Genomic DNA, 18,276 nt, shown 5'->3' with positions numbered 1-18,276 from the left:
GGGTTGAAAGCCGGGGGCGTTGCGTCTAAGGGGGCCATGCCTGTTTCCTGCCGCAACGAAAGGCCGCATTGCATGATCCCGCGCTATTCCCGTCCTGAAATGGTTGCCATCTGGTCGCCTGAGGCCCGCTTCAAGATCTGGTATGAGATCGAGGCCCATGCCTGCGACGCGCAAGCCGCGCTGGGGGTGATCCCGAAGGAAAACGCCGCCGCCGTGTGGCGCGCCAAGGATGTGCAGTTCGATGTCGCGCGGATCGATGAAATCGAGGCCGTGACCAAGCATGACGTGATCGCCTTCCTGACCCATCTGGCCGAACATATCGGGTCGGAAGATGCGCGCTTCGTGCATCAGGGCATGACCTCGTCCGACGTGCTGGACACCACGCTGAACGTGCAGCTGACCCGCGCCGCCGATCTGCTGCTGGTGGCGATGGACCGCGTGCTGGCCGCGCTGAAAACCCGCGCCTATGAACACAAGGACACCGTCCGCATCGGCCGCAGCCACGGCATCCATGCCGAACCGACCACGATGGGCCTGACCTTCGCCCGTTTCTACGCCGAGATGCACCGCAACCGCGCCCGTCTGGTCGCCGCGCGTGAGGAAGTGGCCACGGGCGCGATTTCGGGCGCGGTCGGCACCTTCGCCAATATCGACCCGGCCGTCGAAGAGCATGTCTGCAAGATGATGGGCCTCCAGCCCGAGCCGATCAGCACGCAGGTCATTCCGCGCGACCGTCACGCCATGTTCTTTGCCACGCTGGGTGTCATCGCCTCGTCGATCGAGAACATCGCCATCGAAATCCGCCACATGCAGCGCACCGAGGTGCTCGAGGCCGAAGAATTCTTCAGCCCCGGCCAGAAGGGCTCGTCGGCCATGCCGCACAAGCGGAACCCGGTTCTGACCGAAAACCTCACTGGCCTTGCGCGTCTGGTGCGGATGTCGGTGATCCCGGCGCTGGAAAACGTGGCGCTCTGGCATGAGCGGGACATCAGCCATTCCTCGGTGGAGCGCGCGATTGGCCCCGATACCACCATCACGCTCGATTTCGCGCTGCACCGTCTGGCGGGCGTGGTCGAAAAGCTGGTGATCTATCCGGAGAACATGCTGAAGAACATGAACAAGTTCAAAGGGCTTGTCATGTCGCAGCGCGTGCTTCTGGCCCTGACGCAGGCGGGTGTGTCGCGCGAAGACAGCTATCGTCTGGTGCAGCGCAACGCCATGAAGGTCTGGGAACAGGGCGCTGATTTCAAGACCGAGCTTCTGGCCGACCCGGAAGTGACCGCCGCCCTTTCGCCCGCCGAGATCGAGGAGAAGTTCGATCTGGGCTATCACACCAAACATGTGGACACGATCTTCGCCCGCGTTTTCGGCGCCTGATCGCAGCTCACGCATCCGTGATCGGCCCCCTGCCTCGCAGGGGGCCTTTTTCATGGCACCATCGGGCTTTCATGACAGGAGAGTCCGCATGCCACAGCGTCTTGTTCTTGCCCTGTTTCTGGGGCTGCTGCCGCCCTCGGCCGTGCCTTCCGCCGTGATGGCCCAGACGCAATCCTGCGAAGATCGACACGGTTGCCCGGAAGGCACCGTCTGGGACGACCAGGCGGGAAAATGTCTGGCGGTGTCCAGCTAAGCCGCTGTTAACCCGCAGGATGCCAACCTGACCCCGGGACGGGAATCAGGAGAATGGCATGGCACAATCGCAATCAGTGGCCCTGGCACGGATCACGCCCCGGCGCATGCCGGTGGCTGCGGGGGAAGCGCCGCGGATGCCGCTTTCGCGTCGGCAAAAGGCGGCGGTGATCGTGCGGCTGCTGCTGGCGGAAGGGGCGCCTCTGCCGCTCTCGGCGCTGCCAGAGGCCCTTCAGGCCGAACTTGCCGAACAGATGGGGGAAATGCGGCTGGTCGACCGGTCCACCGTGGAACAGGTCGCAAGCGAATTCCTTTCAGAGCTGGAAGAGGTTGGTCTCACCTTCCCGGCGGGGCTCGACGGGGCGCTTTCACTCATGGATGGACATATCTCGCAGGCGACGGCATCCCGCCTGCGGCGACAGGTAGGCATTCGCCCCGATGCTGATCCCTGGGACCGGATCGCCGCGCTCGCGCCGGAACAGGTGGCCCCCTTGCTTGACGCCGAAAGTCCCGAGGTCGCGGCCATTCTGCTGTCGAAACTGCCGGTGGCAAAATCTGCACGCCTGCTGTCGCAGCTGCCGGGCGAACGGGCGCGACGCGTGGCCTTTGCCATGTCGCGGACCGGGAATGTCGATCCAAGGACGGTGCGCCGCATCGGCCTGTCGCTCCTGATGCAGCTTGACAGCCAGCCCCCCCGCGCCTTCGACACCCCGCCACAGGCCCGCGTCGGCGCCATTCTGAACGTGGCGCCCGAAATCACGCGCGAGGATGTGTTGCGCGGGCTTGCGGAAGAGGATGCAGGTTTCGCCGAAGAGGTGCGCAAGGCGATCTTCACCTATGCCCATCTGCCGCAGCGCCTGTCTGCCCGCGATGTGCCGAAACTGCTGCGCGTGGTGGATCAGCCGACACTGATCACCGCGCTCTCCGCCGCGCAGGGCAACCCCGAGCGTGAGGCCGCCACCGCCTTCATCCTTGAAAACATCTCACCGCGCATGGCCCAGCAGCTTCGTGAGGAAATGGCCAAACGTGGCAAGATCCCCGCCAAGGAAGGCGAGGCCGCCAGGACCCTGCTGATCGAGGAATTGCGTGGTCTTGAGGCCGCGGGGGAGCTGCGCCTGCGACAGCCCGAGGAGGAGGAATGACGCCCCGCGCCTCGCTTGGTCCAATGGCAGCAAGATCGCGGCGCTTGCCCTTCGGGCCTGCGCCCCCTAGGGTCCGCCGCAGCTGCCCCGGAGAGATGATGACCCAGACCGACACCCGCCGTGGGATCCTGCTGATGCTTGCGGCCATCGCCACCTTCACCAGCATGGATGCCATGGCAAAGCATCTGGTGCAAAGCTACCCTGCACTGCAGGTGATCTGGGCGCGCTACGCTGGCCAGACGGTCATTGTGACGTTGATCTTCCTGCCGCGCCTGACCGAGGTGCTGCGCACCAGCCGACCCGGTCTTCAGGGGTTGCGGTCGCTCTTTCAATTCGGGGCAACGGCTTTCTTCTTTCTCAGCCTCGGTCATGTCGGTCTGGCCGAGGCGACGGCCATTGCCGATATCAACCCGGTGCTCATCACACTGGGCGCGGCGCTGTTTCTGAACGAGAAGCTGGGGCCGCGGCGTCTCTTCGGTGTGGGGGCAGCCATGATCGGGGCGCTGATCATCATCCGGCCCGGTGCGGGTGTGTTTCAGCCGGCGGCGCTGCTGCCGCTGGCCTGCGCGCTCTGCTATGCAGGCTTTGCCATCGCAACCCGCTGGGCGGGGGCCACGGAACGGCCCTCGACCTCGCTCATGTATTCGGCCTTGTTCGGAACGGTTCTCACCTCGCTGGCGCTGCCGACCTTCTTTGTCCAGATCGCGCCGGGTGATCTGTGGAAATTTGCCCTGATCGGCGCGCAAGGGGCCTTGGCGCAGATGTTCCTGATCCGGGCTTTCACCGTGGCAGAGGCCGCGGCCATCGCCCCCTTCGGCTATGTCGGCATCATTTTTGCGACCGGCTGGGGCATCCTGCTGTTTGACGAATGGCCCGATGTCTGGACGCTGGTCGGCGCCCTTGTGATCGCGGGGGCGGGTCTTTATGTCTGGCACCGCGAAACCCGCGTTGCACGCTGAGGCCATGGCAAGACCCGACCCGACCTTCCTGCAAAAGGCCAGTCTCTGGCTGCAGAACCTTGTGCTGCAGGGCCTGATCCGGTCCCTGCTGCTGCTGCCCTACGCTTGGCGCGTGCCGCTCTGCGGGTGGATCTTCGCGCGCGTCATCGCCCCGCTGGCAGGATATCAGCGCCGCATCCGCGACAACCTGGCCTTGATCTTCCCCGAGATGCCTGAAGCCGAGCGCAGGCGCCTTTTGCGGGCGGTGCCCGACAATGTGGGCCGCACGGTGATCGAGCTTTATTCGGGCGCAGAGTTTGTGGCCCGCGTGGCGAAGGCCCCGATCGAGGGCCCAGGCCTTGCCGTGCTGGAGGAGGCGCGCGCCAGCGGTCGTCCCGTGGTGCTGGTGACCGGGCATTTCGGCAATTATGATGCAAGCCGCGCCGCGCTGATTGCTCGGGGATTTCCGGTGGGCGGGCTTTACCGCCCCATGACGAACCCTTGGTTCAATGCCCATTACGTCGCCGCGATCTCGCGTATCGGCACGCCACTTTTCGCGCGCGGCCGGCAGGGCATGGCCGAGATGATCCGCTTTCTGCGCAAGGGCGGTATGCTGGGCATCGTGCAGGACCAGCACATGAAACACGCCCCCGTGCTGGAATTTTTCGGCAAGCCCGCAAAGACGGCGCTTTCGGCGGCGGAACTGGCGCTGAAATATGACGCGCTGCTGGTTCCGACCTATGCCACCCGCCGCCCCGACGGGCTGAGTTTCGAAATCCTTGTCGATGCGCCGATCCCGCGCGGCACGGCCGAGGAAATGACCCAAGCGCTGAATGATCATCTTGAGGCGCATGTGCGCCAGCATGTGGCGCAGTGGTTCTGGATTCACAAACGCTGGAAATAGCGTCCGGTCAGGGCAGGCTTGCCGCCGCAACGATGACGCCCGGCCCTTCGCGCTGTAACAAGACGGCCGCCGGATCGTCGCCTTCGAGCGGAGCCAGAAGGTCCAGCGCCGGTTCCCCGGTCCAGTCGGCCAGAGCCTGCCATTCGGTGACAATATTATGGTAGGTCACCGTCCGACCCGCATTTTCGCCATGTTCGATGGTCACGGTTTCCGATGGGTTGTAACGGACAAGCTGCACCCGGACCGGGGCCATACCCTCCGGGCCGGTTGCCCGGATCCGCAGCCCGCCCGGTTCGCGTGTCAGCGTCAGCGCCACGTCAGACCCCTGCCCGCGCTGCACCGTCATGGCGCCCGCCACGGCCTCGGGGTCGTTGCCCTCAACGCGGACCATGCCATTCACGATCATCTGCGGGGTGTAGATGGTGCGGCTCCCGGCGGCGCGGGCGTAGGCCTTTTGCCGCTCGGTATTGCGCGGGCTGCCGAAACTGTCGGTCCAGCCGATGTAATCCCAATAGTCGACATGCAGTGCAAGGGCGAGCACATCCGGCTGTTTCGCCAGATCCGCAAAGATCACATCCGCACCGGGACAGGACGAACACCCCTGCGAGGTGAACAGTTCCACCACCACAGGATGCTCTTCTGCCGCCAGGGTCGTGGCAAAACAGAGCCAGAGGCCGCAGGCGGCACCAAATGCGCGTTGCATCATGCTGGAATTTCCCCTCGTCTATGCCTGCTTTCTAGCCAAGCGCCCGTGCTGGCGCCAATCAAGGTTTTGCGAGAGATCGGCCTCCGTGGCATGTCGGCCACGGCGCGCGTTGCTTGCCGTTCGGCCAATCACCGCCGCCAGCCGAAATCTGGGCTGGATTTTCGGCATACAATTGCATACAACACCAGCAGATTCCCTTGCGCCACGCGCCGCGATGCGGCATGACGATGGGGAACGCAGACCCCGAGCCCGAATTTCCGAGCCACAGCCAGGAGGCGACAGATGACCGTCACCGTCGGACACGACAGCAGCAAAACGAGAAAGACCCTGAGCGCCGGCGGCGCAAAGGTTGCCTATTACTCGATCCCCGCCGCCGAAGCCGCCGGTCTGGGGGAATTCTCGAAACTTCCCGCCGCGCTGAAGGTGGTGCTGGAAAACATGCTGCGCTTCGAGGACGGCAAGACCGTCACCGTTGACGACATCAAGGCCTTCTCGGACTGGGGCAAGATGGGCGGCAAGAACCCGCGCGAAATCGCCTACCGTCCGGCCCGCGTGCTGATGCAGGATTTCACCGGCGTTCCTGCCGTGGTGGACCTCGCCGCGATGCGCGACGGCATTCTGGGTCTGGGCGGCAATGCCCAGAAGATCAACCCGCTGAACCCCGTCGATCTGGTGATCGACCATTCGGTGATGATCGACGAATTCGGCCATCCCCGCGCCTTCCAGATGAACGTCGACCGCGAATATGAGCGGAACATGGAACGCTACACCTTCCTGAAATGGGGTCAGAAGGCGTTCAACAACTTCCGCGTGGTGCCGCCCGGCACTGGCATCTGCCACCAGGTGAACCTCGAATACCTCGCGCAGACCGTCTGGACCGACACCGACCAGAACGGTGAGGAAGTGGCCTACCCGGATACGCTGGTCGGCACCGACAGCCACACCACCATGGTCAACGGTTTGGCCGTGCTGGGCTGGGGCGTGGGCGGGATCGAGGCCGAGGCCGCGATGCTGGGCCAACCCGTCTCGATGCTGATCCCCGAGGTTGTCGGCTTCAAGCTGACCGGCCAGATGATGGAAGGCACCACGGCGACCGACCTCGTGCTGAAGGTCGTGCAGATGCTGCGCAAGCATGGCGTGGTCAACAAGTTCGTGGAATTCTACGGCGAAGGCCTGGATCACCTGCCGCTCGCCGACCGCGCGACCATCGCCAACATGGCGCCGGAATATGGCGCGACCTGTGGCTTCTTCCCGATCGATGACGAAACGCTGCGCTACCTGCGCCAGACCGGCCGCGACGAGGCCCGAATTGCGCTGGTCGAAGCCTATGCCAAGGAAAACGGCATGTGGCGCGGCAAGGATTACGATCCGGTCTATACCTCGACGCTGCATCTCGACATGGGGACCATCGTTCCGGCAATCTCGGGTCCGAAGCGCCCGCAGGACTATCTGCCGCTGACCGATGCCAAGGCCTCGTTCGCGAAAGAAATGGAAGCCTCGTTCAAGCGCCCGATGGGCACCGAAGTGGCGGTCGACGGTCAGGACTACACCCTGTCGTCGGGCAAGGTCGTGATCGCCTCGATCACCTCCTGCACCAATACCTCGAACCCCTATGTGCTGATCGGCGCAGGTCTGGTGGCCCGCAAGGCGCGCGCGCTCGGCCTGACGCGCAAGCCCTGGGTGAAGACCTCGCTCGCGCCCGGGTCGCAGGTGGTGTCGGAATATCTGAACGCCGCTGGCCTGCAGGAAGATCTGGACGCCGTGGGCTTCAACCTGGTGGGCTATGGCTGCACCACCTGCATCGGCAACTCGGGTCCGCTGCAGCCGGAAATCTCGAAGGCGATTGCCGAGGGTGATCTGGTCGCAACCGCCGTGCTGTCGGGCAACCGCAACTTCGAAGGCCGGATCTCGCCGGACGTGCGGGCGAACTATCTCGCCTCGCCACCGCTCGTCGTGGCCTATGCGCTGGCCGGCGACATGAACATCGACCTGACGACCGAGCCGCTGGGCACCGGGTCGAACGGGCAGCCGGTTTACCTGAAAGACATCTGGCCGACCAACAAGGAAATCGCCGATCTGGTGCATGAAGTTGTCACCCGTGAGGCCTTCCTCAAGAAATACGCCGATGTCTTCAAGGGCGACGAAAAGTGGCAGGCGGTGGAAACCACCGACAGCGAAACCTACGACTGGCCGGCAAGCTCGACCTACATCCAGAACCCGCCCTACTTCAAAGGCATGTCCAAGACGCCGGGCGTGATCAGCAATATCACCGGCGCGCGCGTTCTGGCGCTGCTGGGCGACATGATCACCACCGACCACATCAGCCCGGCAGGGTCGTTCAAGGCGACCACCCCGGCGGGCAAATACCTGACCGACCGTCAGGTGCCGGTGTCGGAGTTCAACTCCTACGGCGCGCGTCGCGGCAACCACGAAGTGATGATGCGCGGCACCTTCGCCAATATCCGCATCAAGAACGAGATGCTGGACGGCGTCGAGGGCGGCTATACCAAAGGCCCCGATGGCGTGCAGACCTCGATCTTTGACGCCTCGATGGCCTATCAGGCCGCTGGCACCCCGCTGGTGATCTTCGGCGGCATCGAATACGGTGCCGGTTCGTCGCGGGACTGGGCGGCCAAGGGCACGGCGCTTCTGGGCGTCAAGGCCGTGATCGCCGAGTCGTTCGAGCGTATCCACCGTTCGAACCTGGTCGGCATGGGCGTGATCCCGTTCGAGTTCACCGGCGGCGACACCCGCAAGACCCTGGGTCTGAAGGGCGATGAGGTCGTGTCGATCGAAGGTCTTGATGGCGATCTGAAGCCGCTCTCGCTGGTGCCGTGCCACATCACCTATGCGGATGGGTCCACCAAGACGATCCAGATCAAGTGCCGCATCGATACGGAAATCGAGATCGAATACGTCGAACATGGCGGCGTGCTGCATTACGTGCTGCGTGATCTCGCCTCGGCCTGATCCGGGATCGCAAAAACGACAAAGGGCACCCTCCGGGGTGCCCTTTTTGTTGTGCGCGGCAGTGGAATGCGCTTGTTTTCAAGGCAGGGTTGCGGCAGGAATTTGCCGCTCAAAAGTCAAATCTTACCTATCCTTTCGGTCATTATATTGACATTCGTGCATCTGTGGCGCATTTCTTCTGACAGTAATGAGGGAAGTATTTGCCATGGGAGTCCCAGAAGTGGCGCATCTCAGTCTGTCTCGCGACTTTGGTCGTGTCTTTGACAGCATCTGGATGCTGCCGTTCGGATTTGCCCCGCGCGTGACGGCAACGGACAACGGCGACGGGCGCACGGCAACCATCAGCATCCGCCTGCTGCAGGAATCGTCCTCTTTCTCGATGAATACAACCTGCGACTTGGTGGGGACCGGGCTGCGGATGACTGAGGCAGGTCGCCTTGAAGGACGCCTCACTGAAATTACCCTGCGCGATCAAGAGGGTCGCGCCTTTCACCTGACCGGACTGGACGTCTCGGCGCAAAGCTTCCTGCGCGTCGCACAGGCGCTGTCGCGGGGCGACGGGATTTCGAACACCACCTTCGTGGAATGGTTCTGGCATCAGGTAGAGGTGCTTGAGGGGGGGAATGATGACGATGTCACCACGCTCAACCTCTTCCGGATGCACGAGCTCAAGTCCGTCAACATGGGCGGCGGCGCTGACTTTCTGCACGTCGATTCGTCCACCGTGGCCCTGACGGTTGACGGTGGCGTCGGCAATGACACGCTGCAGATGCATGATGAAGGCTCATACACGCTTGACTGGTCGGGCGTCACCGGCACCGGGCCGCGGCAGGTAGGCGGCATGACGGTGCGCGGTTTTGAAACCGTCAGCGTGATTTCGGACGAGTTTCATTTCATCGGCAGTCGCGGCGCAGACGTGATCAACACCGGTGCCTATCAGGCAACGCTGGAAGGCGGTCTTGGGAATGATACCCTTTCGGTGACCTCGGGCGATGCCACGCTTTATGGCGGTGACGGCAATGATGTGCTGATCATCGAGAATGACTGTGGCGCCTGCTACGGTGGTGCCGGCAATGATCTGGTCGACCTCAGCCTCTATATGTCGGGTCGCGTTGTTGATCTGGCCGCGCAGCGCATGTGGGCGATCGGGCACGAAGCTCAGACTGATCACCCGATCATGGGGATTGAGAATGTTCTGGGCAGCCATCGGGCCGACAGCATCACGGGCGACGGGGTGGCGAACCGCCTTTATGGCAACGCCGGGGATGATCGCATCGAAGGCGGGCTGGGGAATGACAATCTGGGCGGCGGTATCGGCAACGATGCCCTGTTCGGGGGTGGCGGGAATGACTCGATCACCGGTGGCGTCGGCAATGATCGCCTCTCCGGTGGCTTTGGCAGCGACCTTCTGCAGGGCAATGCCGGGAATGATGCGCTGAATGCACGGCATGGCCACGACACGCTTCAGGGCGGCGCGGGCGATGACCGTCTGGTGGCGACATCCGGTCGTGCGTCCCTGACGGGTGGTACCGGCGCCGACACGTTCGAAATTCATCCCGTCACCGCAGATGATGATTGGGGCCGCGCCGATATTAACGATTTCTCGGTGGCTGAAGGGGATCGTCTTGTGTTCGCCGGGATTGACGGGCTCTCGTCGCGTGCGGATGTGCTGGCGCATAGCCTGTTCATCGGCAATGGCATGCTGACCGTTATGACGGATTCTGGGGCAACGCTGACGCTTCAGGGGCTGACAGCGGCCGAGTTCGACCGGGCCGAGATCGCGTTCATCTGATCCTTCGGACGGACAAACTGTTTCGTCCACGAGCCAGCCGCTTCAGAAGTTCTTCATCTGTTCCACGCAATCTGTCCACCAATCCCCCTTGGCGGAGCGTTGCATGACACCGATCACCACCTTCATTCGTGCCGGGCTGGCCAGCTTGCCGCTGCCCGAGCTGCCTTGGTTGTTTTTGTCGGCCCTGCTGCTGACAGGCTGATCAGTCGCCTTGGGCCAGCGCCTGCGCGATGGCAGGGCGGATCACACGCTCCAGCTCTTGCTTGGTGATCGGGCCTGCGAAACGGGTGACAACCTGGCCCTTCCCGTCGATGACATAGGTTTCGGGCACGCCGTAGACGCCCCAATCCAGGGCGTTGCGCCCGGCATCGGTGCCCAGCGTCGCGTAGGGATTGCCAAGCTCGGTCAGGAAGGCCTCGGCGTTCTCGGGCTTGTCCTTGTAATTGATGCCGTGGATCACGATGCCCTCGCTTTGCAGCTGCTTCAGCATCGGATGTTCGGCCCGGCACGGAGCGCACCAGCTTGCCCAGAAATTCACCAGCTTCACCCCCGGCGCGCGCAGCGCGGCATCGGTCAGCGCAGGGTGGCTGCCCAGCGGCTCTACCTGCAAGACCGGCGCAGGACGCCCGACCAGCGTCGAGGGCAGCGCCTCGGCCGAGGCCGGATCTTCGGCGTTCTGCACCAGTTTCGGCAGGGCAATGGCGCCCAGAAAGCCCAGCACCACCACCAGCGGCAGGAACATCAGAATGCGGTTCATCTTACCCCTCCCGCCCGGTGCGGGCTTCGGCCTGTTGCAACGCGCGGCGCACGCGCTGATGGCGCGCCCAAGACAGGGCCACCAGCCCTGCCAGCAGAACCAGCGTCACCCCGTAGGACGACAACACCGTAACGGCATATTTCCCCAGATCGGGCATCATGATCCCAGTCTCTCTCGTGCTTCGATGACCGCAAGGCGGCGCAGGCGGATTTCCGTGATCGTCCGCAGCAGCACCAGCGCCACGAACAACAGGATGAACCCTGCAATGCAGACCGCCAGCGGCCAATAATAGGCGGGGTCGAGCGGATCTTTTTCCCCCACTTTCAGAATGGTCGAATCTTGATGAAGGCCCTGGTTCCAGAACTTCACTGCGTAGCGCGACAGCACCGCAAAGACAGACCCGACCATGCAAAGGACGGCGGTCAGATCAGCGGCGGTATCGGGATTTTCGACCGCCTCCCACAAGGCGACATAGCCCAGATAGAACAGGAACAGGATCAGGAACGAGGTCAGCCGCGGGTCCCATTCCCACCAGGTGCCCCACATCGGCTGGCCCCAGAAGGCGCCGGTCGCCAGCGCGATCAGCGTGAAGGTCATGCCCACGGGGGCTGCGGCACGGGCGGCCAGCGCGCTGACATGGTGGCGGCGTACCAGCCAGACCAGACTGGTCACCAGCATCATCACCCAGGCATTGATCGCCATCATCGCGGCGGGCACATGCAGGAAGATGATCTTGACGGTCGATCCCTGCTTGTAGTCATCCGGGGTGAAGAAAAAGCCCCAGATCAGCCCCATGATCAGCGCGACAGCCGCACCGGTGGCGACCCAGGGCAGCACCCTCTGCGCCGTGGCGATGAACTTTTTCGGATTGGCATATTCCCAGATCGACATGGGCTCTCGCTAGATCGTTGAGGGGAGTGCGACAAGGGGCATCCGCGCCCCTCACCTGAGATTGATACGCAGCGCCAGCGCCGAAGCAAAGGGCAAGGCCGCCGCCGCCCCCAGCGTGATACCGGCAAGCAGCAGGAGCGGCACCTCGACCGCCATGCCTGCCGCCCCGCGCTTGATGATTTCGGCGCCAAAGATCAGCGTCGGCACATAGAGAGGCAGCACCAGCAGGCTGAGAAGCAGCCCGCCGCGCTTGAGCCCCACGGTCAGCGCCGCGCCAAAGGCCCCGATGGAGGAGAGCGCGGGCGTCCCGACGGCGAGCGAGGCCACCAGCCAGACCTGCCCGCTGTCCGGCAGGTGCAGCAGCACCCCCAAAAGCGGCGCGGCCAGCGTCAGCGGCAGGCCCGTCACCAGCCAATGTGCCAGCGCCTTGATGGCCACCACGCCCTCCAGCGGGATGGGCGCGGTGGCCAGCAAGTCAAGCGACCCATCCTCATGATCCAGCGCAAAGAGCCGGTCGAGGCTGAGGAGGCAGGCCAGCAGCGCCCCGACCCACAGGATGCCCGGCGCGATCCGGGCCAGAACCCCGCCCTCGGGTCCAACCCCCAGCGGCACCAGCACCGCCACCAGCAGGAAGAAGGCGAGGCCCAGGCCGAAGCCCCCCCCGGCCCGCATGGCCAACCGCAGATCGCGCAGCAAAAGGGCGATCATGCGAAAGCCTCATCAAACCCATGGGCCGCCTGCACCCGGCCCTGCGCGCGGAAGGCCGCAAGGTCCAGCACCGCGGCCTCGGACAGGCCCAGGTCGATATGGGTGGCCATAAGGGCGGAGCCGCCCTGCCCCAGATGGTCACGCACCACCCCGGCAAAGAGCGCGACCGAGGCGACATCGAGGCTCACGGTCGGTTCATCCAGCATCCAGATCGGGCGGCCGCTGACCAGAAGCCGCGCCAGCCCCAGACGGCGCTTTTGCCCGGCCGAAAGGTTCGCCGCGCGGCGGTCGCGCAAGTCGCGCAGGTTCATACGGTCAAGCGCGTGATCAATGCCCCGCGTGCCATGCACCGCCGCCCAGAATTCGAGGTTTTCGGTCACGCTGAGCGTGCCCTTCAGGCCATCGGCATGGGCGGCATAGGCAATCGCCTCGGGCGGGGCAGAGATCTGCCCTTCCAGCGGTGGCTGCAGGCCCGCAAGGGTCCGCAGAAGCGTGGTCTTGCCCACCCCGTTCGGCCCGCGCAAGACCAGCGCAGCACCGGGGCGCAGGGTGAAGTTCACCCCTTCGAGGACGCAGATCCCTCCACGCGCAACCGCAAGATCAGACACGACAAAATCCATGCCCCCATGCCTAGCCGATTGTGCGCCCGCAGGCAAAGCGAAAGGCCCCGCCTGCGACAAACCGGCAGACGGGGCCTTGCAAGGCGTCAACAGGAAGGCGGGTCAGACCGGCAGCAGCGCCAGCGCGACGCGCCGCCCCTCTGACAGCAGCACGTTATAGGTGCGGCAGGCCGCGGGAGAGGACATGACCTCAAGCCCCAGACCCAGCGCCTCGACCCTGGTCCGCAGATCGGCGGGGGCATGGGCGATATCCGCACCCATGCCAAGGAACAAGACGTCGATCCGGTCGGCCAGCGCCAGCAGCGGATCCAGATCTGCAAGCCCGCCCCAGGACCCGGCATCCCAGGGCGTGATGATGACCGGGCCTTGCAGCACCTTGCCACCGATGCGGAAGAAACCGGGGCCATAGCCCTCGACCGGCTGCGCCTCGCTATAGGTGATTTCGGTCAGTCGCATGGCCCTGCCCCCTTTGCCTCAGGCGTCGATATTGGCGAATTCATGATCGCCCTTTGCCCGTTCCTTCTTTTGCTTCTCGCTGCGGTCCACGCCCAGCATCAGCACGATGTTCTTGGCCACATAGAGCGTCGAATAGGTGCCGATCACCACGCCGAACAGCATGGCAAAGACGAAGCCGCGGATCACGTCGCCGCCAAAGATGAACAGCGCGAGCAACGCGAGGAAGGTCGTCGTCGCCGTCATGATCGTGCGCGAGAGCGTCTCGTTCGTGGTGAGGTTCATCATGTCGCGCAGCGGCATGGTCTTGTATTTGGCAAGGTTTTCGCGAAGCCGGTCAAAGATCACGACGGTATCGTTGACCGAATAGCCAAGGATGGTAAGCAGCGCCGCCACGATGGTCAGGTCGAACTTCAACTGGAAGATCGAGAAGACCCCCACCGTGACGATCACGTCATGGATCAGGGCCGCCACGCAGCCCACGGCGAATTGCCATTCGAACCGCAGCCAGACGTAGATCCAGATCCCCGCCGACCCGGCCGCGACCGAAAGAAGCGCCTTCCAGATCAGTTCGCTCGATACCTTGGGGCCCACGGATTCGACCGAGGGGAAGGTGATCGCCGGATCGACGGCCTTCAGCGCCTCTTCGACCTCGGTGATGACCTCGGGGGTGACGGCCTCATAGCCATCTTGCGGGGCGACGCGCAGCATCTTGACGAATTGGTCGGCCCGGAACGAGGGGTCGAAAACCTCGGTGATCGAGACTTCCCCGAGGCCCAGCTTGTCCAGCGCCTCGCGGTAGACGGCGATTTCGACATTCTGGTTGCTTTCGGTGCGGATGGTGGTGCCGCCCTTGAAGTCGACACCGAAGTTCAGCCCGATCACTGCAACCGAGATCAGCGAAACGACCACCGCCAACACCGAAATGCCGAAGGTGATCCACTGCCAGCGGAAGAAATCGATGTTGGTTGTCGTGGGAACCAGTTTCAGACGGAAAGCCATGGGTTCCGCTCCTTAAACGATGATCGTTTTCGGGCGACGCCACCCGAGATAGATGGCGATGATCGCCCGCGTCACATAGACGGCGGTGAACATGGCGGTGAAGATGCCGATGACCGAGGTCACGGCAAAGCCCCGCACCGGACCCGAGCCGATGAAGAACATGATCAACGCGGTGATCAGGCCCGTTACGTTCGAATCCATGATCGCCGACAGTGCCTTGCTAAAGCCGATGTCCATGGCGGCGGCGGGGGATTTGCCTTCGCGCAGTTCCTCGCGCACGCGTTCATAGATCAGCACGTTGGCATCGACCGACATGCCCATGGTCAGCACGATCCCCGCGATGCCCGGCAGGGTCAGCGTGGCCCCGATCAGGGAGAGAACCGCGAAGATGATGGCGATGTTGATCGCCAGCGCCATGATGGTCATGGTGCCGAAGATGCCGTAGGAGGCAATCATATAGGCCGCCACAAGCGAGGCGCCGACCAGCGCGGCCGTCTGACCGGCTGCGATGCTGTCCGCGCCGAGTTCCGGGCCGATGGTCCGTTCTTCAAGGAAGGTCATCTCGGCCGGCAGGGCGCCGGCGCGCAGCAGCACTGCAAGTTCGGTGCTTTCCTCCACGGTGAAGCTGCCCGTGATGATGCCGCGCCCGCCGGGGATATGGCTCTGGATCACCGGGGCCGAAATCACCTCATCGTCGAGGACGATGGCGAAAGGCTTGCCGATATTGTTGGCGGTATAGTCGCCAAATTTGCGCGCGCCGGTCGGGTCGAACTGGAATTCGACGGCGGGCTTGCCGTTCTGGTCAAAGGCGGGCTGGGCATTGGTCAGCTCTTCGCCGGTGACGACGGGGGTCTTTTCCACCACGTAATAGGTGCCGGGCTGGTCCATCGCGGGCAGCAGCGCCTCGCGCGGGCCGGGGTTGGTGGCGGCGTCCTGGGTGATGCGCACGACCGGCTGGAAGGTCAGCTTGGCGGTGGTGCCGATCAGCGATTTCAGCTCGGCCGCCGATCCGATGCCAGGCACCTGGATCAGGATGCGGTCTTCACCCTGACGCTGGATCGTGGGTTCGCGGGTGCCAACCTCATCGACGCGGCGACGGATGATTTCAAGGCTTTGCTGGATGGTGCGCTGATCCGTGGCGATACGCTCGGCCTCGGAAAGCTGCACGATGATCTCGGTGCCCTCGGCGCTGACCTCGATGTCGTTCTGGCCGATGCCGGTGAGGCTGACGACCGGCGTGGCAAGCGCCTTCACCTTCTCCAGCGCGACGGCCATGCCCTCGGGGTTCGAGATGGCGACCCGCAGCACGCCTTCGACCGAAGGCTGCCTGCGCACATTGCCGACCTGATCACGCACGTCGCGCAGCGCATCGCGCACGTCGGGCCACATGGCATCAATGCGGGCGGCATAGACATCCGCGACCTGCACCTCGGCCAGCAGATGCGCCCCGCCCCGCAGATCAAGCCCAAGCGGCACGATGGCCGAAGGCGCCCAATCCGGCCACAGCGCGCGCGCGGCCTCTTGGTCAGGGGTTGCGATCCCGTTGGCAGCCTCGATGGCGGCGACGGCGTCATTATGCTTTTCAACCCGGTCATAGAACAGGTTGGGGGCTGCAAAGGCGAGGCCAAGGAGCACGAGCCCCCAGACCAATGCACTTTTCCAGAAGGGGGTCTCGCTCATCTCGGACTTCCGTTAGGCGGATATGCGGCGGCGCGGGGACACCCGCGCCACGGAGGGTTCAGGGCCGGGGCTTACTTGGCCACGGCCGGTTCGGTCTTGTTCATCACCTGGGCGATGGTCTGGCGCGGGGTGCGCACGATCACGCCCTGGGCGATCTCGACTTCCAGAATGCCGTCGTCATGCACCTTCACGACCTTGGCGATCAGGCCGCCCTGGGTCAGCACCTGATCCCCGCGGCGCAGCGCATCGACCATGGTCTTGTGGTCTTTCATCTTCTTCTGCTGCGGACGGATCAGCAGGAAATACATGATCCCGAAGATCAGGATCAGCGGCACGAAGCTGGTGAAAGCGGCGGCACCGCCAGAGGCACCGGCGGCCTGGGCGAAAGCGGGGGTCACGAACATGAAGCGTCCTCGTCTTGTCTTTGTGTCACGCCGGGGCCCCCGGCATTTTGGTGGCGCACCCTAGCCCTGCCCTTGTTACTTGGCAAGGCAGGGGGCCCGTCGATCAAATGGGGGTGATCGGCACCGGGGCCAAGCCCCCCAGCCCCGCCTGTCGATACCTTCGGCCGGATGGGCGGGCCCGGCCAAAGGTCCAGAAGGTGCCAAGCATCCGCGCCCCCACCGCGCGGGCCGGGGTCGTGACGGGGTCCGGTTTCCCCTTCACCCGGCCGCGCCGATGTTGCATATGAAGATCACCTGCAAGGAAAGGTGACAGATATGCATGACATCCGCGCGATCCGCGAAAACCCCGCTGCCTTTGACGCCGCCCTGGCGCGCCGGGGGCTGTCGCCGATGTCATCCGAGGTGCTGGCCATCGACGAGGCCCGCCGCAGTAAGATCCTGGCCGCCGAGACCGCGCAGGCCGCGCAGAACGCCGCCTCGAAAGAGGTGGGGGCCGCCAAAGGCCGCGGCGATGATGCGGAATTCGAACGTCTGCGCGCATTGGTGGCCGAGAAGAAGGCCGAGGTTGCCCGCATGAGCGCCGAGGCCGAGGCCGAGGACCAGCGCCTGCGCGACCTGCTGCTGCGCATCCCAAACAGCCCGCTTGCGGAAGTGCCCGAGGGCGCGGATGAAACCGGGAATGTGGAAATCCGTCGCTGGGGCACCCCCCGCGCCTTCGATTTCGCACCGAAAGAGCATTTCGACATTGAAGGCGTGAAGCCGGGCATGGACTTCGCCACGGCGGCCAAGCTTTCCGGTTCGCGCTTCGTGGTGCTGCGCGGCGCCGTGATCCGTGTGCATCGCGCGCTCGCGCAGTTCATGCTGGATACCCATGTGTCGGACCATGGCCTGACCGAAACCTGGACCCCGGTCCTGGTGAAGGAAGAGGCGATGTATGGCACCAACCAGCTGCCGAAATTCGCCGAGGACAGCTATCAGACCACCAATGGCTGGTGGCTCGTCCCGACCTCGGAAGTCACGCTGACCAATACGGTCGCGGGTGACATTCTGGAGGAAGGCAGCCTGCCGATCCGCATGACCGCCCATACCCAATGCTTCCGGTCGGAAGCGGGTTCGGCGGGCAAGGACACCACCGGGATGCTGCGCCAGCACCAGTTCGAGAAGGTCGAGATGGTGTCGATCACCACGCCCGAGACGAGCCTTGCGGAACATGACCGCATGACGCGCTGCGCCGAAAACATTCTGGAAAAGTTGGGCCTGCCCTATCGCACCATCGTGCTCTGCACCGGGGACATGGGCTTTGGCGCGCAGAAGACCCATGACCTCGAGGTCTGGCTGCCGGGGCAGAACACCTATCGCGAGATCAGCTCGGTCTCGGTCTGCGGTGATTTCCAGGCGCGTCGGATGAATGCCCGCTTCCGCCCGGCGGCGGGGGGCAAGCCCGAATTCGTGCATACGCTCAATGGCTCGGGTCTGGCGGTCGGGCGCTGCCTAATTGCGGTGCTGGAGAACGGTCAGCAGGCGGATGGTTCGGTTGAGCTGCCCGCGGCGCTGCATCCCTATCTGGGGGGCAAGACCCGGATTTCGGCTGCCGGCGCGCTGGAGTGAAGCGGAAAGGGGGCGCTCGCGCCCCCTCTTGCCTGCGGCAATTCACCCCCTGAGGATATTTTGGGACAGAAA

The 18,276-nt window shown here is 64.1% G+C and carries 18 protein-coding genes; 8 read left to right on the top strand and 10 right to left on the bottom strand.

The genetic code is table 11. From position 1 onward, the window contains the following. The first annotated feature begins 72 nt into the window (after nt 1-72). The 5 genes from purB to IE101_RS01600 all read left to right on the top strand — a co-directional run bounded on the left by purB (nt 73) and on the right by IE101_RS01600 (nt 4,613). The gene (gene purB, locus IE101_RS01620) at nt 73-1,377 is read left to right on the top strand and encodes an adenylosuccinate lyase (protein WP_189632054.1); all 1,305 of its coding nucleotides are present in this window, start codon (nt 73-75) and stop codon (nt 1,375-1,377) included. Nucleotides 1,378-1,465: 88 nt separating this feature from the next. Further along, a complete protein-coding gene (locus tag IE101_RS01615) occupies nt 1,466-1,630 on the top strand; it encodes a hypothetical protein (protein WP_189632053.1) in 165 nt (54 codons plus the stop codon). 58 nt (nt 1,631-1,688) lie between these two features. Then, nucleotides 1,689-2,771: a flagellar motor switch protein FliG gene (locus tag IE101_RS01610; protein ID WP_189632052.1), complete on the top strand. Its 1,083-nt coding sequence runs from the start codon at nt 1,689-1,691 to the stop codon at nt 2,769-2,771. 98 nt (nt 2,772-2,869) lie between these two features. Further along, complete coding sequence (locus tag IE101_RS01605; protein ID WP_229803990.1) at nt 2,870-3,730, top strand: DMT family transporter; 861 nt, start codon at nt 2,870-2,872, stop codon at nt 3,728-3,730. A 4-nt stretch (nt 3,731-3,734) separates the two neighbouring features. Continuing rightward, entirely contained in the window at nt 3,735-4,613 is an 879-nt protein-coding gene (locus IE101_RS01600; RefSeq protein ID WP_189632050.1) for a lysophospholipid acyltransferase family protein, read from the top strand. 7 nt (nt 4,614-4,620) lie between these two features. On the opposite strand, the gene IE101_RS01595 is transcribed toward IE101_RS01600, so the two are convergent. Continuing rightward, nucleotides 4,621-5,316 (bottom strand): DUF1223 domain-containing protein, encoded by a 696-nt coding sequence (locus tag IE101_RS01595; protein ID WP_189632712.1) that lies wholly within the window; start codon nt 5,314-5,316, stop codon nt 4,621-4,623. A 285-nt stretch (nt 5,317-5,601) separates the two neighbouring features. On the opposite strand from IE101_RS01595, the gene acnA reads away from it, so the two are divergent. Together acnA and IE101_RS01585 are read left to right on the top strand one after the other, a co-directional pair. After that, on the top strand, nt 5,602-8,289 hold the full coding sequence (acnA, locus tag IE101_RS01590) for an aconitate hydratase AcnA (RefSeq protein WP_189632049.1): 2,688 nt from the start codon (nt 5,602-5,604) through the stop codon (nt 8,287-8,289). A gap of 205 nt (nt 8,290-8,494) precedes the next feature. Next, nucleotides 8,495-10,081, top strand: coding sequence for a calcium-binding protein (locus IE101_RS01585; protein ID WP_189632048.1), 1,587 nt, complete (start codon nt 8,495-8,497; stop codon nt 10,079-10,081). 202 nt (nt 10,082-10,283) lie between these two features. On the opposite strand, the gene IE101_RS01580 is transcribed toward IE101_RS01585, so the two are convergent. From IE101_RS01580 to yajC, 9 genes are all read right to left on the bottom strand, one after another. Beyond that, a complete protein-coding gene (locus IE101_RS01580; RefSeq protein ID WP_189632047.1) occupies nt 10,284-10,838 on the bottom strand; it encodes a DsbE family thiol:disulfide interchange protein in 555 nt (184 codons plus the stop codon). Nucleotide 10,839: 1 nt separating this feature from the next. Further along, a complete protein-coding gene (ccmD, locus tag IE101_RS01575) occupies nt 10,840-10,998 on the bottom strand; it encodes a heme exporter protein CcmD (RefSeq protein WP_189632046.1) in 159 nt (52 codons plus the stop codon). Further along, nucleotides 10,995-11,729 (bottom strand): heme ABC transporter permease, encoded by a 735-nt coding sequence (locus tag IE101_RS01570; protein WP_189632045.1) that lies wholly within the window; start codon nt 11,727-11,729, stop codon nt 10,995-10,997. Before IE101_RS01570 ends, ccmD begins: the two co-directional genes overlap by 4 nt. A gap of 51 nt (nt 11,730-11,780) precedes the next feature. Further along, a complete protein-coding gene (gene ccmB, locus IE101_RS01565) occupies nt 11,781-12,437 on the bottom strand; it encodes a heme exporter protein CcmB (protein ID WP_189632044.1) in 657 nt (218 codons plus the stop codon). Next, nucleotides 12,434-13,057 (bottom strand): heme ABC exporter ATP-binding protein CcmA, encoded by a 624-nt coding sequence (gene ccmA, locus IE101_RS01560; RefSeq protein ID WP_189632043.1) that lies wholly within the window; start codon nt 13,055-13,057, stop codon nt 12,434-12,436. Before ccmA ends, ccmB begins: the two co-directional genes overlap by 4 nt. Before the next feature lie 102 nt (nt 13,058-13,159). Further along, complete coding sequence (locus IE101_RS01555; RefSeq protein ID WP_189632042.1) at nt 13,160-13,513, bottom strand: Mth938-like domain-containing protein; 354 nt, start codon at nt 13,511-13,513, stop codon at nt 13,160-13,162. 18 nt (nt 13,514-13,531) lie between these two features. Then, nucleotides 13,532-14,512, bottom strand: coding sequence for a protein translocase subunit SecF (gene secF, locus IE101_RS01550; protein ID WP_189632041.1), 981 nt, complete (start codon nt 14,510-14,512; stop codon nt 13,532-13,534). Between the two features lie 12 nt (nt 14,513-14,524). Beyond that, complete coding sequence (gene secD, locus IE101_RS01545) at nt 14,525-16,192, bottom strand: protein translocase subunit SecD (RefSeq protein ID WP_189632040.1); 1,668 nt, start codon at nt 16,190-16,192, stop codon at nt 14,525-14,527. A gap of 71 nt (nt 16,193-16,263) precedes the next feature. Beyond that, nucleotides 16,264-16,596 carry a preprotein translocase subunit YajC gene (yajC, locus tag IE101_RS01540; RefSeq protein ID WP_189632039.1) on the bottom strand — a complete coding sequence of 111 codons (333 nt, stop codon included), beginning with the start codon at nt 16,594-16,596 and terminating at the stop codon, nt 16,264-16,266. A gap of 315 nt (nt 16,597-16,911) precedes the next feature. On the opposite strand from yajC, the gene serS reads away from it, so the two are divergent. After that, the gene (gene serS, locus IE101_RS01535; RefSeq protein ID WP_189632038.1) at nt 16,912-18,204 is read left to right on the top strand and encodes a serine--tRNA ligase; all 1,293 of its coding nucleotides are present in this window, start codon (nt 16,912-16,914) and stop codon (nt 18,202-18,204) included. The last annotated feature ends 72 nt before the right edge of the window (nt 18,205-18,276 follow it).

The organism is Gemmobacter lanyuensis, assembly GCF_014652355.1.
Classification (GTDB): domain Bacteria; phylum Pseudomonadota; class Alphaproteobacteria; order Rhodobacterales; family Rhodobacteraceae; genus Gemmobacter; species Gemmobacter lanyuensis.
This window is presented reverse-complemented; position numbering and strand designations above follow the sequence as displayed.